Genomic DNA, 23,549 nt, shown 5'->3' with positions numbered 1-23,549 from the left:
GGGGTCGATGCACGTGTTTCGCGCCGAACACGTGCTGGTAACCCACGTTCGCGGGGTGGCGACGGTCAGGCGTCTTCGAGGAGGTCCGGGGTGACGGCAGACTCGGTGTCGGGGATGCCGTCCTGTTTGGCCTTGCGGTCGGCCATCGACAACAGGCGCCGAATCCGTCCCGCCACAGCGTCTTTGGTCATCGGCGGATCCGCGAGCCGGCCCAACTCCTCCAGTGAGGCCTGTCGGTGTTCGACGCGTAGCTTGCCCGCGGCGGCCAAATGGTCGGGCACGGTGTCGCCGAGGATTTCCAGCGCGCGTTCCACCCGGGCGGCCGCGGCGACGGCGGCCCGCGCGGAGCGCCGCAGGTTGGCATCGTCGAAGTTGGCCAGTCGGTTGGCGGTGGCCCGCACCTCGCGACGCATCCGGCGCTCCTCCCAGATCAGCCGGGTGTCCTGCGCGCCCATCCTGGTCAGCAGCGCCCCGATCGCCTCCCCGTCGCGCACCACCACCCGGTCGCTGCCGCGCACCTCGCGGGCCTTGGCGCTGACACCCAGCCGGCGTGCGGCGCCGACGAGCGCGAGCGCGGCCTCCGGGCCCGGGCAGCTGACCTCCAGCGCCGACGACCGTCCCGGCTCGGTCAGCGAGCCATGAGCCAAAAACGCTCCGCGCCAAGCAGCTTCGGCGTCGGCGACGCTGCCGCCGACCACCTGGGCGGGCAGTCCGCGCACCGGGCGGCCGCGCAGGTCCAGCAGGCCGGTTTGCCGCGCCAACGCTTCCCCGTCTTTGGCGACGCGCACCACGTAGCGGGTGCTCTTGCGGATGCCGCTGGCCGACAGCACGTGCACCACCGCGGTGTAGCCGTAGAGGTCATAGATGTCCTTGCGCAGCCGCCGCGCGATGATGCCAAGGTCGACCTCGGCCTCCACCACGACCCGGCCGGACACGATGTGCAGGCCGCCTGCGAAGCGCAGCAGCGAGGCCACCTCGGCGCGGCGAGCACTGACGGAATTGACCAACAAGCGGCTCAGCTCGTCCTTGACCTCGGCAGTCATCGCCACGGGTCGTCACCTCTCGGTCCGTTCACTGTCGGGGTGGGTACGGTCGGCGCAGATGGCTTCGGCCCACGCAACCGCACACCTTCCAAAGCTGCGGCCAATTTCGCCGGATCATGTAAAGGTGTACCAGGTCTGGATACATCAGCAAACTCCACGTGAGCGTCGAGGATGTTGGCGGTCTTGCGCAGTTGGTCGCGCTCACGTTCGCTGGGCACCCGGCTGGCGTCCACGACGATGTCGTGCACGGTGAACCCCGGGGCGTGCTGCGCCAACACGTGGATGTGGCGTTCGACGGAGAACCCCGCCGTCTCCCCCGGTTCGGCGACCAGGTTCAGCACCAGCGCCCGGCGCGCCGGGGTCGCCTGCAGCGCCGCGGCCAGTTCCGGAACGAGCACGTGCGGGATGACGCTGGTGAACCAGGACCCCGGCCCGAGCACCACGAGGTCGGCGGCCATGATCGCGTCCACCGCCTGCGGTGTGGCCGGCGGGTCGCCGGGCAGCAGCCGGACTCGTCGCACCTGGCCGACGGTGGTGGCGATGGCCACCTGTCCACGGATCACCCGAAACATCCGCGGATCGGACTCCAGCCCCGCCACGTCGGCCTCGATCCCCAGCGCGATCGGACACATCGGCAGCACGCGGCCCTTGACGCCCAGCATGCGGCCCAGTTCGTCGAGCGCAGCGATGGGATCGGCCAACACCTCGGACAGCCCCGCCAGCATCAGGTTGCCGATCGGATGACCCGCGAGCGCGCCATTGCCCCCGAAGCGGTGCTGGATGATCGTCGCCCACAACCGGCCGTGCGGACTGTCAGATGCCAAGGCGGCCAAAGCCATTCGCAGATCACCAGGCGGCACGACATCGAGTTCGTTGCGCAGCCGGCCCGACGAGCCGCCGTCGTCGGCGACAGTGACGACCGCGGTGACGTGCGGGGTGATCCGGCGCGCCGCGGACAACGTCGCATACAGGCCGTGTCCGCCGCCGAGGGCCACGATGCGCGGGCTCATTCGCGGCCCAGATCCCGGTGCAGAACTCGCACCGTGAGGTCGTCACCCGCCTGTAGCCGGTCCGCGAGCGCCTCGGCGATCGCGACGCTGCGGTGCTTGCCGCCGGTGCAGCCGATGGCAACGGTCATATAGCGCTTTCCTTCACGGCGGTAGCCGTCGATCACGAGCTCGAGCAGTTGGTGGTAGGTGTCCAGGAAGTCCGCGGCTCCGGGCTGGCCGAGAACGTAGTCACGGACGGCCGGTTGTTGACCGCTGTACGGCCGCAACTCGTCCACCCAGTGCGGGTTGGGCAGAAATCGCACATCCATGACCGTATCGGCGTCCATCGGCAGCCCGTACTTGTACCCGAACGACTCCACCGTGACGCTGGTGTGACGGACCGTCTCGCCGCCGAATGCCCGTTCGATGCTCTCCCGCAGCGCCGGCACCGACAGCTTCGACGTGTCGATGACGAGGTCGGCGGCCGCCCGGATGGGTGCCAACATCGCACGCTCGGCCGCGATGCCTTCGGCCAGCGTCTGATCGCCCTGCAGCGGATGGCTGCGTCGGTTCTGCTCGTAGCGGCGCACCAGGATGTCGTCGGAGGCGTCGAGGAACAGCACCCGCGGTGCGATGTTGCGGGTGGCCAGATCCCTGCGCACCCAGTCCAGATCGCCGGTGAAACCGCGGGAGCGTACGTCCATCACCACCGCGAGCTGGGTGATCCGCGAACCGGCCGCCAGCCCGAGTTCTACCATGCGGGCGATGAGCTCCGGCGGCAGGTTGTCGGCGACGTACCAGCCGAGGTCCTCGAGCACCTTGGCCGCCGTCCCCCGGCCGGCTCCGGACAGCCCGGTCACCAGGAGAACGTCGATACCCGATTCGTCGGATCGGCCGACAGGCAGCGCTTCGGCGCCGGCGTCACCGCGCAGTTCCTCGTGCATTCCCTGTTCCGTCATCCCGATACCGTGCGTTGATCATCGCCGATCGTCGCGTCGGGCGTGCCGGATTCGGTTTCCACCCCCAACGCGTTGAGCACCGCGCGCGCCGTGGCGACGCCGACGCCGGGTACCGCGGTGATCTCCTCGATGCTGGCCTGCTTGAGCCGGGCCACCGACCCGAAATGGGTCACCAGCGCCTTGCGGCGGTGCTCCCCCAGCCCGCGGATCGAGTCGAGCGCCGACGCCGTCATCCGCTTGGACCGCTTGCTGCGATGGTAGGTGATCGCGAACCGGTGCGCTTCGTCGCGCACCCGCTGCAGTAGATAGAGCCCGTCGCTGTTGCGCGGCATGATCAGCGGGTCCGGTTCGGACGGCACCCACACCTCCTCCAACCGTTTGGCCAGCCCGATCACCGCGACGTCGCGGATACCGAGTTCGTCGAGGACGGCCTGCGCGGCGTTGACCTGTGCGGCGCCGCCGTCGACGACGAACAGGTTCGGCGGATAGGCGAACTTGCGCGTTTTGGTGGGCGTCCCGGCTGTTTTCTCCTGCGGGGCAACCTCTTTGGCTTCCTGGATGTCATGTAGATGCCGGTGGAACCGGCGGCGCGTCACCTCGGCGATCGAGGCCACGTCGTCGGAGCGGCCGTCGCCCGCGGCGTCACGGATGGCGTAGTGGCGGTAGTCCGACTTGCGCGGCAGCCCGTCTTCGAAGACGACCAGCGATGCCACCACGTCGGTGCCCTGGATGTGGCTGATATCGACGCACTCGATCCGCAGCGGTGCGTCGGCGAGCCCAAGCGCATCCTGGATGCTTTGCAGCGCAGCGGTTCTGGCTGTGAAATCGCCTGCCCGCTTGAGTTTGTGCTGGGCCAATGCATCCTGCGCGTTACGCCGCACCGTTTCGGCGAGGGCCCGCTTGTCGCCGCGCTGCGGCACCCGCAGAACTACCCGCGAACCGCGCAGCTGGGTCAACCAGGTCGCCAACTCGTCGGCGTTTTCGGGCAGGCACGGCACCAGCACCTGCCGGGGTACCGGGTTCAGCGCTTCATCGGCGGCGCCGCCCAACTCGGCCTGGTCCCCGTAGAACTGGGTGAGGAACTGCTCGACCAGTCGTTCCTGGCTGAACTCGTTGGGCTCCCCGGACTTTTCGACGATCCAGCCGCGCTGGCCGCGCACCCGGCCGCCGCGCACGTGGAACACCTGCACCGCAGCTTCCAGTGCATCGTCGGCGAACGCCACCACGTCGGCGTCGGTGCCGTCACCGAAGACCACCGCCTGCTTCTCCAGCGCACGCTTGAGCGCGGAGATGTTGTCGCGCAGCCTGGCGGCCCGTTCGAAGTCCAGTTCCCCGGCGGCCCGGTTCATCTGCTGCTCCATGTCGCGGACCAGCCGGTCGGTCTTGCCGGCGAGAAAGTCACAGAAGCCCAACACGATCTTGCGGTGTTCCTCCGCGCTGACCCTGCCGATGCACGGCGCCGAGCACTTGTCGATGTAGCCCAGCAGACAGGGCCGGTCAATCTGGCTGTGCCGCTTGAACACTCCGGCAGAACAGGTGCGCGCGGGAAAGACGCGGGTGAGCAGGTCAAGGGTTTCGCGGATCGCCCAGGCATGCGAGTACGGGCCGAAGTAGCGGACGCCCTTGCGCCGCGTACCGCGGTACACCATCAGCCGCGGATACTCCTCGTTGAGCGTGACGGCCAACACCGGATAGGACTTGTCGTCGCGGTAGCGGACGTTGAACCGCGGGTCGAACTCCTTGATCCAGTTGTACTCGAGTTGCAGCGCCTCGACTTCGGTGTTGACCACCGTCCACTCGACGCTGCCGGCCGTCGTCACCATTTGGCGGGTGCGCGGCGCCAGGCTGGAGACGTCGGCGAAGTACGACGTGAGACGGCTGCGCAGGCTCTTGGCCTTGCCGACGTAGATCACCCGGCCGTGCGGATCCAGGAAGCGGTAGACGCCCGGCTCGACAGGGATCGACCCGGGCGCAGGCCGGTACGTCGCTGGATCAGGCATGACCCCAGGTTACTGGCCGTGTCGACAACGTCTCGGCGGAGTCGACTGCATAACCGCGCGAATGAACTACCGTCGAGTGGTGCGGATTTCGTCGCTGGCCACGCTGACGGCGGTGGCGTTGGTGCTGGCGGGATGCGCAGGCGAACCGGCCACCGACACCGCGGAGGCGCCGGTGTGCGCCGGCGTCGCCGACGGTGACCCGACCGCGCAGGGCTACCGCAGCGACATGACGGCGGTGCGCACGAGCAGCTACGCGGTTGTCACCGCCAACCCGCTGGCCACTCAGTCCGCCTGCGAAGTGCTGCGCGACGGGGGCACGGCCGCCGACGCGCTCGTCACCGCGCAAGCCGTGCTCGGTCTGGTCGAGCCGCAGTCTTCCGGCCTCGGCGGCGGCGGCTTCCTGCTCTACTACGATGCCGCCACCGGTGCGGTACAGGCCTTCGACGGCCGCGAAAGCACCCCGGCGGCGGCCACCGAGAACTACCTGCGCTGGGTGTCCGACACCGACCGCACCGAACCCAGACCCGACGCCAGGGCGTCGGGCCGCTCGATCGGGGTGCCGGGCATCGTGCGGCTGTTACACGAGGTCCATGCCGAGCACGGCAGCACCGGCTGGCGTGAGCTGTTCGACCCCGCCGTCGCGATGGCCGACGCCGGCTTCGACATCAGCTCGCGGCTGGCGGATTCGATCGCGGCCGCGGCCACCCAACTGGCCGTCGACCCGCAGGCCGCCGAGTACTTCCTCGAGTCCGACGGCACACCGAAGCCGGCGGGAACGCGGTTGGTCAACCCCGCGTACGCAAAGACGCTGGGCGCCATCGCATCCGACCCGCAGTCGTTCTACACCGGCGCCATCGCCGGCGATATCGTCGCGGCCGCGACCGACACGTCCGGGGGGCGCACACCGAGCCTGATGACCGTCGAGGACCTGTCGTCCTACACCGTCAAACGCCGCGAACCGCTGTGCACGCCGTACCGCGGGCGCGAGATCTGCGGTATGCCGCCGCCGTCGTCGGGCGGTATCGCGGTCGCCGCCACGCTCGGTGTGCTCGAGCACTTTGCGATGGCCGACCACAAACCCACCGACGTCGACCTCAACGGCGGGCGGCCCACGGTGGTGGGCGTGCATCTGGTCTCCGAGGCCGAACGGCTGGCCTACGCCGACCGCGACCGCTACGTCGCCGACACCGATTTCGTTGCGCTGCCCGGCGGTTCACCGCAGACCCTGCTCGGTAGCGACTATCTGGCCGGGCGGGCGGCGCTGATCTCGCCGCAGCAGACGATGGGCACCGCGAAGCCGGGCGATTTCGGCGCGTCGACCGCGCCCGCACGGGTGGTGCCCGAGCACGGCACCAGCCACGTCAGCATCGTGGACGCCGAGGGCAACGCGGCCTCGTTGACCACCACGGTGGAGGCCCAGTTCGGCTCGTTCCACATGGTCGACGGCTTCATCCTCAACAACCAACTGACCGACTTCTCCGCCGAACCCACCGGACCCGACGGGGTGCCCATCGCCAACCGGGTGCAGCCGGGTAAGCGCCCGCGCAGCACGATGGCGCCGACGTTGGTGTTCGAGCAGTCGGACGCGCCGCAGCGCCGTGGCCCGCTGTACGCGGCGGTGGGCTCACCCGGCGGCTCGGTGATCATCCAGTTCGTCGTGAAAACCCTTGTCGGGATGCTGGACTGGGGTCTGGATCCCCAACAGGCGGTGTCCATGGTCGACTTCGGCGCGGCCAACACCGCTGAGACCAACGTCGGCGGCGAGCATCCGGTCATCGACACCGCTGATGACGGCGCTCACGATCCGCTGGTGGCCGGTCTGCGGGCGCTGGGTCATCGGGTCGACTTGGCGCCGCAGAACAGCGGGCTGTCGGTGGTGGTCGTCGACGGTGAGGGGCTGATCGGCGGTGCCGACCCGCGCCGTGAGGGCGTGGTCATGGGCGATGCGAAGTGACGATCAGCGCGAGTTGATGCCCTTGTAGCGGTCTACCAGTTCCCGCACTTTGTCCATGGCGTCGACGGCGCGGTCCTTGTCGACGGCCTGGATCGCCATCACGGGGATGTACTCGTCGTCGGGCAGGTCCACCCGCGCCCACCGCGCCCCGGGCGGAAACGACACATCGACGACCTGCGACCACGGAATCAGACGGTAGCCGAGCAGGTTTCGCACCGAGACGCCTGCCGCACCGATGCGAAGACGGGGCCGGGCCAGCAGCAGCACCGCCCCGGCTATCACCACACCCAGCAGCGCGATCGCCACCTGGTCGGCGGTGCGGAAGATCACCCCGGTCGACGCGATCTTCAGCAACGCCCCGACCGTGACGTGTGCGGCCAGGATCAGCACCGCGGCGGCGTACACGAAATACGGCGCCAGATGCGGCCGCACCTGTAGGTCCCAGTCACTCATTTCCGCAGGCCACGAAGGGTCAGCGCGGTGGACAGCGCGGCCGCGGCGGCCTGCGCCCCTTTATCCTCGGCCGACGTCGGCAACCCGGCCCTGTCGAGCGCTTGCGCTTCGTTGTTCGTGGTCAGCACGCCGTTGGCGACCGGCGTCGACGCGTCCAGCGACACCCGCGTCAGACCCTGGGTGACGGCGTCGCACACATAGTCGAAATGCGGTGTCTCACCGCGAATGACCACACCCAGCGCCACCACCGCGTCGTGGGTGGCCGCCAACGCCTGTGCAACCACCGGAATTTCGATCGCACCAAGCACCCGCACCACGGTCGGGTTGTCGATGCCGGCCTCGGCGACCACTTTTCGCGCGCCGTCGAGCAGGGCGTCGCAGATGGTCTCGTGCCAGGTGCTGGCCACGATGCCCAGCGTCAAACCGGACGCGTCGAGCTCAGGCAGGTCGGGGACACCGGCCGCTGGGCTCATAGGGCTCCGCCGAGATCCAAATCGCTTGGCCTGCGGTCACCGAGCAGGTAGACGCCTTCCTCGTAGGCGTCCATGGTGGTGGCCTCGTGGTAGTCGTCGAGGCCGACGAGGTCATGGCCCATCCGGTCGCGTTTGGTCATCAGGTAGCGGATGTTCTCGGCGTTGGCGCGCACCGGCAACGGAACCCGTTCGATGATGTGCAGCCCGTATCCGTCCAGGCCGACACGCTTGGCCGGGTTGTTGGTCAACAGCCGCATCGACCGCACCCCGAGGTCGACCAGGATCTGCGCCCCGATGCCGTAGTCGCGGGCGTCGGCGGGCAGGCCGAGCTTGAGGTTGGCGTCGACAGTGTCATCGCCGGCGTCCTGCAGCTGGTAGGCCTGCAGCTTGTGCATCAGGCCGATGCCGCGGCCCTCGTGGCCGCGCATGTAGAGCACGACGCCGCGCCCCTCGTGGGCCACCATCGCCAACGCCGCGTCGAGTTGCGGACCGCAGTCGCAGCGGCGCGACCCGAACACGTCGCCGGTCAGGCATTCGGAGTGCACCCGCACCAGCACGTCGTGGCCGTCGCCGTGCGGTCCGGCGATATCGCCGCGCACCAGCGCGACGTGCTCGACGTCCTCGTAGATGCTGGCGTAGCCCACGGCGCGGAACTGGCCGTGCCGGGTCGGGATGCGCGCCTCGGCGACGCGTTCGATGTGCTTTTCGTGTTTGCGCCGGTACTCGATGAGGTCGGCGATCGAGATCAACGCCAGACCGTGGTCGTCGGCGAACACCCGCAGCTCGTCGGTCTGCGCCATCGCGCCTTCATCCTTTTGGCTGACGATCTCGCAGATCGCGCCCGCGGGCTGCAGACCGGCCATCCGGGCCAGGTCGACGGCGGCCTCGGTATGGCCGGGACGCCGCAGCACCCCACCGTCCTTGGCGCGCAACGGAACCACGTGGCCCGGTTTGGTGAAATCGTGAACGGCGCTGGACGGATCGGCTAGCAGGCGCATGGTCGTCGCACGGTCGGAGGCCGAAATTCCGGTTCCGACTCCATGTTTCGCGTCGACGGTCACGGTGTAGGCGGTGCCGTGCTTGTCCTGGTTCACCGCGTACATCGGAAGCAGGCCGAGGCGATCGCAGATCGCGCCGTCCAGCGGCACGCACAGGTAGCCGGAGGTATAGCGCACCATGAACGCGACGAGTTCAGGTGTCGCCTTTTCGGCGGCGAAGATGAGATCGCCCTCGTTCTCGCGATCTTCATCATCGATGACGACGACGGCCTTGCCCGCGGCGATATCGGCGACCGCCCGCTCCACAGAGTCCAGCCTCGTCATCACATCAGTATGAACTACGCGAGCGTCGATCTTATTGCCAGGTCGTTGAGCTGGGCATTTACTGGGTTTCGTCGTCGCCCGCGCCGAGCAGGCGCTCGACGTATTTGGCGATGATGTCGACCTCGAGGTTGACCGGGGCGCCGACCTCGGCGGTGCCCAGTGTGGTCGTCTCCAGCGTCGTCGGGATCAGTGACACCTCGAACCAGTCGTGGCCCAGCCCGGACACGGTCAGCGACACCCCGTCGACGGTGATCGAACCCTTCTCCACGACGTAACGCGACAACGCGGTGGGCAGCGCGATGCGCACCACCTCCCAATGTTCGGCGGGTGTGCGCGCGATCACATGCCCGGTGCCGTCGACATGGCCCTGCACGATGTGGCCGCCCAACCGGCTGTTGACGGCCGCGGCGCGCTCGAGGTTGACGCGGCTGCCCACGCCGATGGCGCGCAGGCTCGACCGGTTCAACGTCTCGCCGATGACGTCGACGGAAAACTCGCCGTCGGGCAGCACGTCGACCACCGTCAGGCAGACGCCGTTGACCGCGATGGAATCGCCGTGGCCTGCATCGGACGTGACAACGGGACCCCGGATGACCAGCCGCGCGAAGTCGCGGAGGTCTTCTTTGGCGACGACCTCACCCAGTTCTTCGACGATTCCGGTGAACACGCCGTCAGCGTAACCACCCGCCGACACCCTCTACGATGCACTCATGCAGACCCGCCCCGTAGCGATACTTGCCGCCCTGATCGCTGTTCTTGCTCTTGTCGCAGGTTGTTCGTCATCGTCTGAGCCCGCCAAAGACCTTCCCGACGCTGCGACGCTGCTCACGGAGTCGACCGAGACCACCAAGAACCAGACGAGCGTTCACCTGAAGCTAACAGTGCAGGGCGAGATCCCCGGACTGGCGCTGGAGTCGCTGGAAGGCGATCTGACCAACGTTCCCGCCGTCGCCGCCGCAGGTGAGGCGAACCTGTTGTTCATGGGTCAACGGCTGCAGGGCGTCGGGTTCGTGGTCATCGACGGAATCCTTTACGCCGCGATCAGTGCGGGCGCGTTCCAGGACTTCGGCCCGGCCGCCGACGTCTACGACGTCGCAGCCATCCTCAGCCCGGAGGTCGGGCTCGCCAACGTGCTGGCCAACTTCTCCGATCCCAAGGCCGAGGGCCGCGAGACCGTCAACGGTGTGGAGACGGTCCGCATCACCGGGTCCGTCACCGCCGACGCCGTCAACGCCATCGCGCCGCAGATCGGCGCCACCGAGCCGGTGCCGGGCACGGCGTGGATCGCCGAGGAGGGCGAGCACGAGTTGATGCAGATCACGCTGCAGACCGCTCCGGAAGGCAGCGTCACGATGACGCTGTCGGACTGGGGTAAGCCGGTGACGGTCACCAAGCCCGTCTGATGTCGACGTTGACAGAGACCTCGCAGGCCACCGGCAACCGCAGGGTTGCCATAAGCGCGGGCAGCCTCGCCGTGCTGCTCGGCGCGCTCGACACCTACGTCGTGGTCGCGATCATCCGCGACATCATCCTCGACCTGCGAATACCGGTCAACCAGCTGCAGCAGGTGACCCCGATCATCACCTGCTACCTGCTCGGATACATCGCCGCGATGCCGCTGCTGGGCCGCGCCTCCGACCGGTTCGGCCGCAAGTTCATCCTGCAGGCCAGCCTGGTCGGCTTCGCGGTCGGCTCGGTGGTCACCGCGCTGTCCAACGACCTGCTTCCGATGGTGATCGGCCGCTCGATCCAGGGCGTCGCCAGCGGTGCACTGCTGCCGGTCACGCTGGCGTTGGCCGCCGACTTGTGGGCCAGCCGTAACCGGGCGGCGGTGCTGGGCGGGATCGGCGCCGCCCAGGAGCTGGGCAGCGTGCTGGGCCCGCTGTACGGCATCGCCGTCGTAGCGGCCTTGAACACGTGGCGCGACGTGTTCTGGATCAACGTGCCGCTGGCGGCGATCGCGATGGTCCTCATTCATTTCAGCCTGCCCAGTCGGCTCAAACCCGAGAACCCGGAGCGGGTCGACGTGGTGGGCGGTGTGCTGCTGGCCATCGCGCTCGGCCTGTTGGTGATCGGGCTGTACAACCCGGCACCCGACGGCAAGAAGATCCTGCCCGACTACGGCCTGCCGGTGCTGATCGCCGCGGCCGCGGCCCTGGTGGCGTTCTTCGTCTGGGAACGTTTCGCCAGCACCCGGCTCATCGACCCGGCCGGCGTGCACTTCCGGCCGTTCCTGGCGGCGCTGGGTGCTTCGCTGTGCGCGGGTGCGGCGCTGATGGTGACGCTTGTCAACGTCGAGTTGTTCGGCCAGGGTGTGCTCGGCAAGGACCAGACCGAAGCGGTCATGCTGCTGTTGCGCTTCCTGATCGCGCTGCCCATCGGCGCCGTGATCGGCGGGTGGATCGCCACCCGGATCGGCGACCGCATCGTCGCGTTCGTCGGCCTGTTGATCGCCGCGGGCGGCTACTGGCTGATCTCCCATTGGCACATCGACATCTTGTCGCGCCACCACGACCTCGGGTTCATCGCGCTGCCCGCGTTCGACACCGATCTGGCCATCGCCGGCCTCGGCCTCGGGCTGGTGATCGGCCCGTTGACCTCGGCGACGCTGCGGGTGGTGCCCGCTGCCCAGCACGGCATCGCGTCGGCCGCCGTGGTGGTGGCCCGCATGATCGGCATGCTGATCGGCCTTGCCGCGCTGACCGCATGGGGGCTGTACAAGTTCAACCAGTATCTGCAGGAGCGGATGGCTGCGCAGCCCCCCGCCACCGACGATTCCCCCGCCGGCCAGCTGATCGCGGCGGCCACCCAGCTGCGACAAGCCACGCTGGAGGCCTACGCAATGCAGTACGCCGATATCTTCCTGGCCACGGCCGTGGTCTGCGTCGTCGGCGCCCTGCTCGGGTTGCTGATCGCCACCCGAAACGAGCAGGCCGACGAGGTGCCGCCGCCAGGGGACGGCGACGGTGGCACACCGGCCGAACTCGTCGACGCGCCGGCGCCCGACCGCTGCTAAGCGGTTCCGCTCAGCAGCGTTCCATCCCGCGCTCGAGCAGCACCGGCTCGGCGCGACGCGCAGGCTGAGGGTCGTTGCGCTCCCCCAGCACATTGCAGACCAGCGACGTCAGGCTGCGGGGGCCGATGGGCCGATAGTTGAGCCACGTCTGCAGTGCAGTCATGCTCGCTCCTCCCATTGTGCCGTTGCATTGTGCCGTTGTGCTCACACAACTGTCATTCCGGTACGAGTGTACCGGTGCCGGCACCCTGATTGGCCGCCCGAAACGGCGGGTATGCGTGCCCTAGACCACATCGTCACGGGAGAAAGATTCATGGCAACTTCACTGAACGGCAAGAAAATTGCGTTCCTGGTCGCGCCTGAGGGCGTCGAGCAGGTCGAGCTGACCGAACCGTGGAAAGCGGTCGAACAGGCCGGGGGAACACCGGAGCTGGTGTCGACCGAAGTCGGCAAGATCCAGGCGTTCAACCACCTGACCCCGGCGGACACCTTCGAGGCGGACAAGTCGGCTGGCGCCGTGTCGGTTTCGGAGTACGACGCGTTGGTGCTGCCCGGCGGTGTCGCCAACCCCGACTTCCTGCGCACCAACGCCGCGGCGGTCGCGTTCACGAAGAGTTTCTTCGACGCAGGCAAACCGGTCGCGGTGATCTGTCACGGACCGTGGACACTGGTCGAGGCGGACGTGGTGCGGGGCCGGATGATGACGTCGTGGCCCAGCGTCAAGACCGACCTCGTCAACGCCGGCGCCAACTGGGTCGACGAGGAGGTCGTCGAATGTTCGCGCGGGCCAAACACTTTGGTGTCCAGCCGCAAACCCGATGATCTGCCCGCGTTCTGCGACTCGCTTGTCAATACGTTCGCAGGCAGCGCGGAGTAAGGCCAAAGCAGGCCCACGACACGGCGCCCGTCGGTAACGTCGCGGGCATGCTAATGGCCGCCCTCCGCGACATGCAGTGGAGAAGGCGGCGTTTCGCCATCGCGGTGATGTCGACGGCGATCATCTTCGCGATGACGCTGGTGCTCACGGGTTTGGCCAACGGATTTCGGTGGGAAGCCGAGCGGACCGTAAACACCTTGGGGGTGGACCAGTACCTGGTGATGTCCGGAGCATCCGGGCCGTTCGTCGGTGCGACGCCGTTCGGGCCGACGGAGTTGGAGCGGGTCGCCCGCGCGCCGGGGGTCGAGGCGGCGGCACCGCTCGTGTACGCCGGCGGCACCGCCACGCTCGTCGACGACACCCGCAACATCGGCATATTCGGTGCACCCGAACAGGGTCCCGGTATGCCCGCGGTGTCCGACGGCAGGGCTCCGGCGTCCACCGATGAGGTTGCGGTGTCCAGTACGCTAGGGCGCGGTCTGGGCGACGAAGTCGAAATCGCCTCGCGCACGTTGCGCATCGTCGGCATCGTGGAGAACTCCACAGCGTTGGCGAACCTGCCCAACGTGTTCTTGACCACCGACGGTGCCCGGCAGTTGGTGTACGGCAGCCAACAACTGGTGTCCTCCATCGGGATTCGTGGCACGCTCGAACAGCCGCCCGACGGCTACCGCACGATCGATCGCAGCGGCGCGATCGACGACCTGATGCGGCCGTTGCGGGTCGCGGTCAACTCGATCACCATCGTCGCGGTCCTGCTGTGGGTGGTGGCGGCGCTGATCGTCGGATCGGTGATCTACCTTTCGGCGCTGGAACGGCTGCGAGATTTCGCGGTGTTCAAGGCAATTGGGGTAACCACCCGGGCGGTGATGGGCGGGCTGGCGCTGCAAGCAGTCATCGTGGCACTGTTGGCCGCGCTACTGGGCATCGCGCTGTCCGTGCTGCTCGGACCGTTGTTCCCGATGCAGGTGATCGTGCCGGGGCAGGCCTATGCCGCTTTACCGATGCTCGCCGTCGTGGTCGGTCTGATCGCGAGCGCCACAGGCCTGCGCCAAGCGGTGTCGGTCGACCCGGCCGTCGCGTTCGGAGGGCCGTGAGCCATGGGTGATCTGTCCGTGCAGAACCTGGTCGTCGAATACGCCAACGCCGGATACGCGGTACGCCCCATCGACGGGCTCAACCTCGACGTGGCGGCCGGCTCGCTGGTGATCCTGCTGGGCCCCAGTGGTTGTGGAAAGACGACCTTGTTGTCCTGCCTCGGTGCGATCCTGCGCCCCACCGCGGGCACCATCAAGTTCGGCGATGTCGACGTGACGGCGCTGGACGCGCGCGAGCTGTCGACGTTTCGGCGCGAAACCGTCGGCATCGTCTTTCAGGCGTTCAACCTGGTGCCCAGCCTAACCGCGCGGGAAAACGTGATGGTGCCGCTGCTGGCGTCGGGCATGTCGCGGCGGGCGGCGTCCAAACGCGCCGACCAACTGTTGGCGCGGGTCGGCCTGCACGACCGACTGCACCACCACCCCGGTGACCTCAGCGGCGGTCAGCAGCAGCGGGTGGCGGTGGCCCGCGCCGTCGCACTGGACCCGCCGCTGATCCTGGCCGACGAGCCGACCGCGCACCTGGATTTCATTCAGGTCGAGGAGGTGCTCAAGCTGATCCGCGAGCTGGCATCCGGTGACCGGATCGTGGTGGTCGCCACCCACGACGCGAGGATTCTGCCGCTGGCCGACCGGGTCGTCGATCTTGTCCCCGGCTTCACCGCCACCGACCGGGGCCCCGAGACGACGGAGTTGGCCGCCGGCGACGTGCTGTTCGAACAGGGCACGATGGGCCAGCTGATCTATCTGGTCTCCGAGGGCGAACTCGAGATCGTGCGCGAACTCCCCGGCGGCGGTGCGGAAATGCTCAAGCTGGCCGTCGCCGGTGACTATTTCGGCGAGTTCGGCCCGCTGTTCCACCTGCCCCGCTCGGCAACCGTGCGGGCCCGCACCGACGCGGTGGTGGTCGGCTACACGGTGCAGGCGTTTCGCGAACGGCTCGGATCGGGCACCCGTGACCTCATCGAGCACCGGCCCCTGTCACACGAAGAGGACAACGAAGAAGATAACGACGATTAGGCGGGCACCAGGCTGAGCATCACGTCCGGACCGATCGGTTCGATCCCGTCGAAGCGCCATCGTTGGGCGTGGGCGACGGACAGCACACCGACGTCGTCGACCGCGGTTACCGGGCCGCCCAACAGGATCGGCGCCACATAGGCCAGAATACGGTGGATCACCCCCGCCCGAAGGAACGCACCCGCCAGCGTCGGCCCGCCCTCCACCAGCACGTCGGTGCGGTCCGACAGCGCCTTGAGCACCTCGTGCGGATCTCGGGTGCGGATCACCATCGTCGGTGAATCATCGTTCAGAACATTTGCATCAGAAGGTATCTCGCGCTCGCCAACGACGACCCGCAACGGTTGGCGCGCGGCGAGCGAGCCGTCGGATAGCCGCGCGGTCAGCGCGGGGTCGTCGACGAACACCGTGCCGGTGCCGACCACAATCGCGTCGGCCACCGCGCGCCTGCGGTGCACGTCGGCGCGTGCGGCTTCACTGGTGATCCACTGGCTGGTGCCGTCGGCGGCCGCGCTTCGCCCGTCGACGCTGGTGGCGAACTTCCATGTCACATGCGGGGATCCGGTGCGCTGTTTGTGCAGCCACTCCCGCAGCGGACCGCCCGCGACGTCAGCCGCGAGCACACCGGCGAGCACCTCGATGCCCATCTCGGCCAGCCGCGCCGCACCGCCTGCGGCCACCGGGTTTGGATCGGTCACCGCGTAGGCGACCCGTGAAACCCCCGCCCCGACAAGGGTATCCACACACGGCGGCGTCCTGCCGTGGTGGTTGCACGGTTCCAGCGTGACCACGGCGGTGCCGCCGACGGCGCGCTCCCCCGCCCTGCGCAGCGCGACCACCTCGGCGTGCGGCCCGCCAGGCGGCTCGGTGGCGCCGACGCCTGCCACGTCGTCGTCGCGATCGAGGATGACCGCGCCCACCGGCGGGTTGGGATACGTCCTGCCCTTGACTTCGTTGGCCTTATCGACGGCCAGCCGCATCGCGGCCTCGAGGTTCATCGAAAGTGCGTGGACGCCGCAGCGGCCTGGCGGCGCAACGACTCCACCGCGGCGGCTGGATCGGACGCGCTGTACACCGCCGAACCGGCCACGAAACAGTCCACGCCGGCCACCGCTGCCTGCTCGATGGTGTCGGCGTTGATGCCGCCGTCGATCTCGACCAGGATGGTCAGCTCGCCGGCGTCGACCAGGCGGCGCACGACACCCACCTTGGGAAGCACCTCGGGGATGAACTTCTGCCCGCCGAAGCCCGGTTCCACCGACATGATCAGCATCGTGTCGAACTCGCCGAGGATCTCCAGGTAGGGCTCGATCGGGGTGCCCGGTTTGACGGCCAGGCCGGCCTTGGCGCCCGCGGCGCGGATGTCACGGGCGACGGCGACGGGTTTGTCGGTCGCCTCGGCGTGGAAGGTGACGTTGTGGGCGCCGGCCTCAGCGTACGGCGGCGCCCAGCGCTTCGGGTCCTCGATCATCAGATGGCAGTCCATCGGGATGTCGGTGGTGGACAGCAGCGCCTCGACCACCGGAAGGCCGATCGTCAGGTTCGGCACGAAGTGGTTGTCCATTACGTCGACGTGCAACCAGTCGGCGCCCTTCACGGCGGCGGCCTCCTCGGCCAGCCTGGCGAAGTCGGCTGCCAGAATCGACGGCGCGATCAGGGGCTTCGACATGTTCGTCACCTTATCTGGAGCGCGGCGGCGAACATCGCGTCGGTGCCGTGGCGGTGCGGCCACAGCTGCACGTACGGCCCGTCACCCAGCTGGTCGACGGGCGCGAAGAGCGGCCGGGTGTCGTGTGCACTCACCGGGTGGCGGCGCAGCGCGTCGGCGACGATGCCGACCGTCTCGGCCAGGTGCGGTGAGCACGTCGCGTACAGCACCACCCCGCCCGGCCGGGTCAGCGAGATCGCGGCGGCCAGCAGTTCGCGCTGCAGCTTGGCCAGTTGCGGCACATCGTCGGGTTGGCGGCGCCACCGCGCTTCCGGCCTGCGCCGCAACGCGCCCAGCCCGGTGCACGGCGCGTCCACCAGTACCCGGTCGAAGCCGGGTTTCAGACCGCTATCGCGCCCGTCGACGCGCCGCACGTCGACGGTCAGCCCCCGGGTGTTCTGCTCGACGAGCTCAGCGCGCCGCGAGTTGGGTTCCACGGCGGTGACCTGCGCCGTGCCCTGCTCAGCGGCCAGGGCGGCCAGCAGCGCGGTCTTACCGCCAGGCCCGGCGCACAGGTCCAGCCACCGACCGGTATCGGGTCCGTCGACTTCGGCCAGCGTCAGCGCACGGGCCACCAGCTGGCTGCCTTCGTCCTGCACCAGCGCGGCGCCGGCGCGTACGGGTTCCAGCCGGCCGGGATCACCCCCGGCCAGATACACCGCGTGCGGTGAATACCGCCCGACGGTGCCGTCGACCTGCGCGGCCAGTTCTTCGGCGGTGAGCGCGCCGGGGCGCGCCGCCAGGTGCACAGCGGGACGGGCGTCGTTGCTGGCCAGCAGCGCGTCGAGCTGGCCGGCCTCGGCGCCGAGCGCGTCGGCGAACGCCTGCGCGATCCACCTGGGGTGGGCGTGCACGAACGCCGCGTGACCGATCGGATCGGCGGCCTTGTCGGGCGCCAGCTGCTGCACCCAGGCGCTCTCGTCGCGCCCGGCAATGGTGCGTAGCACACCGTTGACGAAACCCGCACGGGCCGAGTCGAATTCGATACCGGCCTGTTCGACGGTGGTGGACACCGCGGCGTGTTGCTCAACGCGGGTGCGCAGCAGCTGGTAGGTGCCCAGCCGCAGCAGATCGAGCAGCACGGGATCGATGCGGTCGGTGGGGCGTCCGGCGGCGTCGCTGATGATCGCGTCCAGCAGCCCGCGGGTGCGGGACGTACCGTAGGCCAGCTCGGTGGCGAATGCCGCGTCGCGGCCGCTGATTCCGCGCTCGCGCAGCAGTGCGGGCAGCGCGAGGTTGGCGTAGGCATCTTTCTCCGATACCGCGCGCAGCACGTCGAAGGCCGCGCGGCGAGCGGGGTCGAGCGGTCGACGGCGCGCGGGGCGGGGACGACGGGGTCTGGTCATGTCGCCTGCGCGGTGCCGTCGAGCCGGGCGCCGCGGGCCCAGTCGGCGGCGTCCATCGGCTTCTTGCCGGGCGGCTGGATGACGCCGAGCCGCACCGGTTGCGACGCGGTGCCGACCCGTACGCTTTTGCGGTCAGCTTGAATTATGCCGGGCGGCAACGGTTCTGCGTCGCCGTCGACAGTCACCGGCCCGAGCTTGATCCGCAGGTCGCCGATCGTCGTCCAGGCGCCGGGGTTGGGGGTGACCGCGCGGATGCGGCGTTCCACCACGTGGGCGGGCAGGTCCCACCGCACGCGGGCCTGCTCGACGGTGATCTTGGGGGCGACGCTGACCCCGTCGGACGGCTGCGGGACCGGGGTCAACGTACCGTCGGCGATGCCGTCCAGCGTCGTCTCCAACAGCTCAGCGCCCGAAACCGCCAGCCGGTCAAGCAGATCCCCCGCCGTGTCGGTCGGCTGGATGGTCTCGGTGACCACGCCGTAGACGGGGCCGGAGTCCAGAGCGGGTTCGATCAGAAACGTCGTCGCACCGGTCACGGTGTCGCCGGCGGCGATCGCGGCCTGCACGGGCGCGGCGCCGCGCCAGGCCGGCAGCAGCGAGAAGTGCAGGTTGACCCAGCCGTGTCGGGGCACGGCCAGCAGGTGCTCGCTCAGCAGCGCGCCGTAGGCCACCACCGCGCAGCAGTCCGGGCCCAACTCGGTCAGTTCGGCGATGAACTCATCGGAGTTGGGCCGCGCCGGTCGCAGCACCGGAATATCGTGTTCGAGCGCGACGCGGGCCACCGGCGACGGTGCGGGTTTGGCCCGCCGGCCCGCGGCGGCGTCGGGGCGGGTCAGCACCGCGACGACGTCGTGGCGTGGCGATTCGAGAAGCCGGCGCAGCGCGGGCAGGGCGGGTTCCGGGGTGCCGGCGAAGACGATGCGCACCGAGCCAGTCTAGTGAGACGACGGCGGCGCTCACCGTGGCGTCTGGTAGAACTCGCGTTCGGACACCCCGACCAACGGCGCGACGAACATCCACGGAATCGTGGTGATCAGCCGGTTCACCGTGGCCACCGCGTCGTTGTAGTACTGGCGGGCGAACGCCAGCTTGTCCTCGGTGTCGGCGAGGCTGTTCTGCAGCTGCAGGAAGTTCTCTGAAGAGTTGAGCTGCGGATAGTTCTGGCCGAGCGCCAGCAGGGGCACCAGCGCGCTGTCGAGTTCCTTCTCGGCGGCGCTGCGCTGGGCCACCGACTTGCCGGTCGTCGCCGATGCCAGCGCAGCGCGGGCGTTGGTGACGTGGTCGAGGATCGCCTTCTCGTGCGCGGCGAATGTCTGCACGGTGTGCACCAGGCTGGGGATCAGCGACGCCCGGCGCATCAACTCTACGTCGATGCCCGAAAGCGCCTCGGCAACCCGGATATCGGCGGCGCGAATTCTGTTGTAACCCAACACAAAGCTGACCAGCGCCGCCACCGCGAGCATCAGCAGAACGATCAACAGCAACCTCACCATGACCCGCCTCCACCTCCTCCTCCTCCGCCGCCACCGCCACCGCCGCCACCGCCGCCACCGGAGGACGACGAAGACGACTGTGAGGCGGTGTAGGCGCTGATCGACGACGACAGCGCCGATTCGAAACTGTCGAAGTTCGCCCCGCCGGACCCGCTGGTGGAACCCCACCCGCTCGACGCCGGCGCGTGATACCAGTCCGGTTGGGGGGCAGGCTGACCCATCACCGCCTCATACTTCTTGGCCCACAACGCCGCGGCACCCGCGGCCACCGCGAACGGAATGTAGGCGGTGTAGAGGTCCTTGTGCGCTGCGAAGTCGAACCGGCTCTCGGCGGAGTCGGTAGCCAGCATGCGGTGAAATCCGCCTGCGCGCGACCACAGTTCACGGCCCGCGGCGGTGCGGCGGGTGCCGACACCGGGCAACCAGGCCGGGGTCGTCAACAGGAAGAACACCGCGAACGGCACCGCCCACAGCGTGTTGGTGATGCCGAACCACCGAAAGAAGCACAGCAGCATCACCACGAAGGCGGCGGCGTTGGCCGCCCGCAGCCACCACTCGGAGCGCTTCTTGACGAGCAGCCTCTCATCGAGCGCCCAATTGTGCACTGCCGCAGCCAGATCGGTCTTGGCCTTGCTCAACCGCTCCCCCGACTTGACGGTCCGCTTGGCGTCGAACTCCTTACCGGGTCCCAGCACCTTGAGTGCCGCACCGACCGTGACGCCGACGGGATCGGCGTCGGCCCAAGCCCCCTCTTCGGCGATCCCGCGGATCTTCCAGTGTTTGTCGCTGATCTGCTGCAGCGCGATCAGCCGGCGTTCGGCGAGGTGGAACAGCGTGGCGGTGAGCGCATTGGCGGGCACGTTCTCGGTGCGGATGTATTCGGTCTGGACCGGGCCGAGGCCGTCCGGTGGACTGTACTGCAACGGAAATCCGGGCGGAGTCTCCAGGATCCGGCCGTACCACCACATGGCGAGCAGCGCCGCGGCGACGGTGAGCCCGCCAACCCAGACCAGCCCCGCGACGGACTGGCCCAACACTCCGTCCCATGCCTGCGGCCACGGCAGCTCGTGGCGCGGCGGGACCGGAACGTCCAGGCTGGCCCGCACCGTGACGGGGGTGCGCGGCGGCAGGTTGACCGCCGACAGTTGTACGGTGCCCGCGGATGCGCTGACACCGCGGCAGGGTGATCCGATGCCGTGGCCGACCGAACACTGTACGCGGCCGACCTCGCCGGGCAGCGTGATCGAGATGTCAGCGCGCTGGATCCGGTTGTTCCACGACGGGGCGATCACATTCCAGAAGAACACCGACTCCGCGGTTTCGGCCGAACCGACCGACGTCGCGAACCGCCTGTCGGCGCCGATGTCGGCCGGGTCGAGCACCCCGTCGATGGTGTAGCGGATCTCGAAGACGTGGGTGCCCGAGCTCAGGTACACGTCGGGGTCGCCGATCTTGGCTACGCGAAAGCGCGTGCCGTTCTCCCACAGCATCTCGTACTTGGCCGGCTCGCCGTCGAGCTGTATCGAGGTGATCTGCGGTCGCTGCCGGATGCCGGGAACGTTGGGGTTGGCGACATCCCAGTACCGGAACAGGCCGTGGCGCCCGGCGGGGAACTCGGCGGTGATGGTCTCGATCGCGTCGAGGCGGCCGTCGGCGGCGACGGTGAAGTCGGCACGGAACTCGCTGAACACCACCGGGTCCGCGGCGTCGGAGGCTTGTTCCGACCACGAATCGAAGAGCCGCGGCCACAGGACACCAAACGTGATGAGTCCCAACAGCAAGAGCACCAGGAGTAGCCGCCGCATACCCACCTCCGGTTCCGTGTGCGCATTACCCTATGTGTAACGGGTCGATTTGCACACGAACCGGGTGCTGATCGTGGCGGGCGCTGAGCAGGCCGATGGCCCGGCGCAGGGCGGTCGCCAGTGCCAGGCCGCCGCCGCGGGGCACCCGGACCAGCATCCGGCTCACGGCGCTGCCCGGCGGCACACCCGGCGGCCGTCGCGCTCCGACAGGCAGGTCGACAGGCCCCAAAACCTCTGCGGCATCGGGCATTTCCACGGTGTCGAGCAGCGTGCGCACCGATTCGGGCACACCGTCGACGGCGGCCATGTGCATCGCCGGCGGCAGCCCGACCTCGGTCCGGGCGTCGAGTTCTTCCTCGGCGTGGCCGACCGGATCCCACCGGATCAGCGCCTGCACAGTGGGAATCGCCGAGTCGGCGACCACCGCCACCACGCCGCCGTCGGCGCGGCTGCGCACCAGAGCGGCAGCGGCCATCCAGCGTCGCAGGGTGTCCTCGGCCGCGCGCAGGTCCTGGCGGCCGAGCAGGGCCCAGCTGTCCAGCAGCAGCGCCGCACCGTACCCGTCGGCGGCCTTCGGCTCGGCGCCGGGCGTTGCGACCACGAGCGCAGGTGCGGCGGCGACGCTGGACACCATCGCGTCACCGCCGGAGGTGATGACCGTCGTACCGGCGAACGCCCGCCCGAGTTCCTCGGCGGTGCGGCGGGCACCGACGACCACCGCGCGCACGGCGTCGGATCCGCAGCGCGCACAACGCAACGCGGTGTCGACGCGGCCACACCAGCGGCACACCACCCCGGCGGTGTCGCGGTCCGGCAGCGACAGCGGTCCGGTGCAGTGCCTGCACCGCGCCACGGCGCGGCAGCGGTTGCAGGCCAGCGCGGGCACGTATCCGCGTCGCGGTACCTGCACCAGCACCGGTGCACCCTGTTGCAGGGCGGTGCGTGCGGCCTGCAGCGCCATCGACGGCAACCGCGCGGTGCGGGCAGCGGGATCGCGTTCCTGCGCGTAGCCGCTGTCCTCGATGGCGACGACGCGCGCCGCGGCGGTCCGCACCGCGGTGCGCGGTGCCACCAGGTCGTGCGCCCAGCCGCTGCGCACCAGCGCCTGGGCTTCGGCCGTCCGGGCATAGCCGCCGATCAGCGCCGCGCAGCGCAGTTGGTGCGCACGCAGCATCGCGACCTCGCGGGCGTGCGGGTAGGGCGCGCGGGGCTCGGCGAGGGTGTCGTCGCCGTCGTCCCACACCACCGCCAGGCCGAGGTCGGCGACGGGTGCGAACACCGCGCTGCGTGTGCCGATCACCAAACGAGCGCCGCCGCGCAGCACCGAAAGCCACCGCCGGTAGCGCTGGGCGGGACCGAGACCCGCCGACAGCGCCACCACCCGGTCCTCGTCGACGTAGGCGACGGCGGCGGCGTGCATCGTGTCGATGTCGCTCTGATCCGGCACGATCACCAACACCCCGCGCCCGGAGTCGACGGTGGCGGCCGCGATCTCGGCGAGCCGCTCGGCCCAGCGCTCACCGGGCAGCGCCTGCCAGACGGCACGGGCGGCGCGGCCGTCGCCCAGCGCGGCCAGGAACCGCTCCCCGCCGCCGTAGGCCGACCAGGCCGCGGGGTCAACGGGTTTGACGGCCAGCGGCGCCGGCTCGGCCTGGGGTTGCTTCTCGACGCGGGCGTGGCGCGGCGGAATGGCCAGACGCAGCACGTCGGCGCGGGTACCCGCGTAGCGCGCGGCGACCGCGCCGGCGAGCCGGCGCACCTCAGGGGTGAGCACCGGCTCGGCCGACAGCACCCGGTCCAGCCAGCCGAGTTTTCCGACATGGTCGGTGTCCGAACGCCTTTCGAGGATGAAGGCGTCGACCAGCCGACCGGAGAACCGGACCCGCACCCGCACACCGGGCTGGGCGTCGTCGGACTGCTCGGCCGATACCAGGTAGTCGAACTCCCGGTCGAGGTGCGGCACCGACAGCATGGGCAGCACGCGCGCGATCGGC

At 69.3% G+C, this 23,549-nt stretch carries 22 protein-coding genes; 6 read left to right on the top strand and 16 right to left on the bottom strand.

Annotated elements, in window-relative coordinates; genetic code table 11:
• Positions 1-65: 65 nt before the first annotated feature.
• The 4 genes from whiA to uvrC are packed head-to-tail and all read right to left on the bottom strand — an operon-like array spanning position 66 to position 4,991.
• A complete protein-coding gene (gene whiA, locus ABQF13_RS03665) occupies positions 66-1,043 on the bottom strand; it encodes a DNA-binding protein WhiA (RefSeq protein ID WP_448391395.1) in 978 nt (325 codons plus the stop codon).
• A complete protein-coding gene (yvcK, locus tag ABQF13_RS03660; RefSeq protein ID WP_448391334.1) occupies positions 1,040-2,053 on the bottom strand; it encodes a uridine diphosphate-N-acetylglucosamine-binding protein YvcK in 1,014 nt (337 codons plus the stop codon). Before yvcK ends, whiA begins: the two co-directional genes overlap by 4 nt.
• Positions 2,050-2,991 (bottom strand): RNase adapter RapZ, encoded by a 942-nt coding sequence (gene rapZ / locus ABQF13_RS03655; RefSeq protein WP_448391333.1) that lies wholly within the window; start codon positions 2,989-2,991, stop codon positions 2,050-2,052. Before rapZ ends, yvcK begins: the two co-directional genes overlap by 4 nt.
• Positions 2,988-4,991: an excinuclease ABC subunit UvrC gene (gene uvrC, locus ABQF13_RS03650; protein ID WP_448391332.1), complete on the bottom strand. Its 2,004-nt coding sequence runs from the start codon at positions 4,989-4,991 to the stop codon at positions 2,988-2,990. Before uvrC ends, rapZ begins: the two co-directional genes overlap by 4 nt.
• Positions 4,992-5,052: 61 nt before the next feature.
• On the opposite strand from uvrC, the gene ABQF13_RS03645 reads away from it, so the two are divergent.
• Positions 5,053-6,945, top strand: a complete 1,893-nt coding sequence (locus ABQF13_RS03645; protein WP_448391331.1) for a gamma-glutamyltransferase family protein — start codon at positions 5,053-5,055, stop codon at positions 6,943-6,945.
• Positions 6,946-6,948: 3 nt separating this feature from the next.
• Here the strand turns inward: ABQF13_RS03645 and ABQF13_RS03640 are convergent, their stop codons facing one another.
• From ABQF13_RS03640 to ABQF13_RS03625, 4 genes are read right to left on the bottom strand one after another with little or no spacing between them, the layout of a single operon-like run.
• Complete coding sequence (locus ABQF13_RS03640; protein WP_448391330.1) at positions 6,949-7,398, bottom strand: PH domain-containing protein; 450 nt, start codon at positions 7,396-7,398, stop codon at positions 6,949-6,951.
• Entirely contained in the window at positions 7,395-7,871 is a 477-nt protein-coding gene (gene ribH, locus ABQF13_RS03635) for a 6,7-dimethyl-8-ribityllumazine synthase (protein WP_448391329.1), read from the bottom strand. Before ribH ends, ABQF13_RS03640 begins: the two co-directional genes overlap by 4 nt.
• Complete coding sequence (locus tag ABQF13_RS03630) at positions 7,868-9,193, bottom strand: bifunctional 3,4-dihydroxy-2-butanone-4-phosphate synthase/GTP cyclohydrolase II (protein ID WP_448391328.1); 1,326 nt, start codon at positions 9,191-9,193, stop codon at positions 7,868-7,870. The genes ribH and ABQF13_RS03630 overlap by 4 nt, the downstream gene beginning before the upstream one ends.
• 58 nt (positions 9,194-9,251) lie before the next feature.
• Complete coding sequence (locus tag ABQF13_RS03625) at positions 9,252-9,860, bottom strand: riboflavin synthase (RefSeq protein ID WP_448391327.1); 609 nt, start codon at positions 9,858-9,860, stop codon at positions 9,252-9,254.
• Between the two features lie 43 nt (positions 9,861-9,903).
• Between ABQF13_RS03625 and ABQF13_RS03620 the strand changes: the two genes are divergently transcribed.
• A complete protein-coding gene (locus tag ABQF13_RS03620; RefSeq protein ID WP_448391326.1) occupies positions 9,904-10,596 on the top strand; it encodes an LppX_LprAFG lipoprotein in 693 nt (230 codons plus the stop codon).
• The gene (locus tag ABQF13_RS03615) at positions 10,596-12,209 is read left to right on the top strand and encodes an MFS transporter (protein ID WP_448391325.1); all 1,614 of its coding nucleotides are present in this window, start codon (positions 10,596-10,598) and stop codon (positions 12,207-12,209) included. Before ABQF13_RS03620 ends, ABQF13_RS03615 begins: the two co-directional genes overlap by 1 nt.
• A 10-nt stretch (positions 12,210-12,219) precedes the next feature.
• Here the strand turns inward: ABQF13_RS03615 and ABQF13_RS03610 are convergent, their stop codons facing one another.
• Positions 12,220-12,372: a hypothetical protein gene (locus tag ABQF13_RS03610; protein WP_448391324.1), complete on the bottom strand. Its 153-nt coding sequence runs from the start codon at positions 12,370-12,372 to the stop codon at positions 12,220-12,222.
• Positions 12,373-12,522: 150 nt separating this feature from the next.
• Between ABQF13_RS03610 and ABQF13_RS03605 the strand changes: the two genes are divergently transcribed.
• The 3 genes from ABQF13_RS03605 to ABQF13_RS03595 are packed head-to-tail and all read left to right on the top strand — an operon-like array spanning position 12,523 to position 15,203.
• Positions 12,523-13,086 carry a type 1 glutamine amidotransferase domain-containing protein gene (locus ABQF13_RS03605; protein ID WP_448391323.1) on the top strand — a complete coding sequence of 188 codons (564 nt, stop codon included), beginning with the start codon at positions 12,523-12,525 and terminating at the stop codon, positions 13,084-13,086.
• A 47-nt stretch (positions 13,087-13,133) separates the two neighbouring features.
• Positions 13,134-14,183 (top strand): ABC transporter permease, encoded by a 1,050-nt coding sequence (locus ABQF13_RS03600; protein WP_448391322.1) that lies wholly within the window; start codon positions 13,134-13,136, stop codon positions 14,181-14,183.
• A 3-nt stretch (positions 14,184-14,186) separates the two neighbouring features.
• On the top strand, positions 14,187-15,203 hold the full coding sequence (locus ABQF13_RS03595; RefSeq protein ID WP_448391321.1) for an ABC transporter ATP-binding protein: 1,017 nt from the start codon (positions 14,187-14,189) through the stop codon (positions 15,201-15,203).
• On the opposite strand, the gene ribD is transcribed toward ABQF13_RS03595, so the two are convergent.
• The 7 genes from ribD to ABQF13_RS03560 are packed head-to-tail and all read right to left on the bottom strand — an operon-like array spanning position 15,200 to position 23,527.
• Positions 15,200-16,201, bottom strand: a complete 1,002-nt coding sequence (gene ribD / locus ABQF13_RS03590) for a bifunctional diaminohydroxyphosphoribosylaminopyrimidine deaminase/5-amino-6-(5-phosphoribosylamino)uracil reductase RibD (RefSeq protein ID WP_448391319.1) — start codon at positions 16,199-16,201, stop codon at positions 15,200-15,202. The genes ABQF13_RS03595 and ribD overlap by 4 nt on opposite strands.
• The gene (gene rpe, locus ABQF13_RS03585) at positions 16,198-16,872 is read right to left on the bottom strand and encodes a ribulose-phosphate 3-epimerase (protein WP_448391317.1); all 675 of its coding nucleotides are present in this window, start codon (positions 16,870-16,872) and stop codon (positions 16,198-16,200) included. The genes ribD and rpe overlap by 4 nt, the downstream gene beginning before the upstream one ends.
• A 5-nt stretch (positions 16,873-16,877) precedes the next feature.
• Positions 16,878-18,257, bottom strand: a complete 1,380-nt coding sequence (locus ABQF13_RS03580; RefSeq protein WP_448391316.1) for an RsmB/NOP family class I SAM-dependent RNA methyltransferase — start codon at positions 18,255-18,257, stop codon at positions 16,878-16,880.
• On the bottom strand, positions 18,254-19,183 hold the full coding sequence (gene fmt, locus ABQF13_RS03575) for a methionyl-tRNA formyltransferase (protein WP_448391315.1): 930 nt from the start codon (positions 19,181-19,183) through the stop codon (positions 18,254-18,256). Before fmt ends, ABQF13_RS03580 begins: the two co-directional genes overlap by 4 nt.
• 30 nt (positions 19,184-19,213) lie before the next feature.
• Positions 19,214-19,750 (bottom strand): LemA family protein, encoded by a 537-nt coding sequence (locus tag ABQF13_RS03570; protein WP_448391314.1) that lies wholly within the window; start codon positions 19,748-19,750, stop codon positions 19,214-19,216.
• Positions 19,744-21,555 (bottom strand): DUF2207 domain-containing protein, encoded by a 1,812-nt coding sequence (locus ABQF13_RS03565; protein WP_448391313.1) that lies wholly within the window; start codon positions 21,553-21,555, stop codon positions 19,744-19,746. The genes ABQF13_RS03570 and ABQF13_RS03565 overlap by 7 nt, the downstream gene beginning before the upstream one ends.
• A gap of 25 nt (positions 21,556-21,580) precedes the next feature.
• Positions 21,581-23,527 (bottom strand): primosomal protein N', encoded by a 1,947-nt coding sequence (locus ABQF13_RS03560; RefSeq protein WP_448391394.1) that lies wholly within the window; start codon positions 23,525-23,527, stop codon positions 21,581-21,583.
• Positions 23,528-23,549 lie beyond the last annotated feature (22 nt).

The sequence above is a fragment of the Mycolicibacterium sp. XJ879 genome, from assembly GCF_053483935.1.
This window is presented reverse-complemented; position numbering and strand designations above follow the sequence as displayed.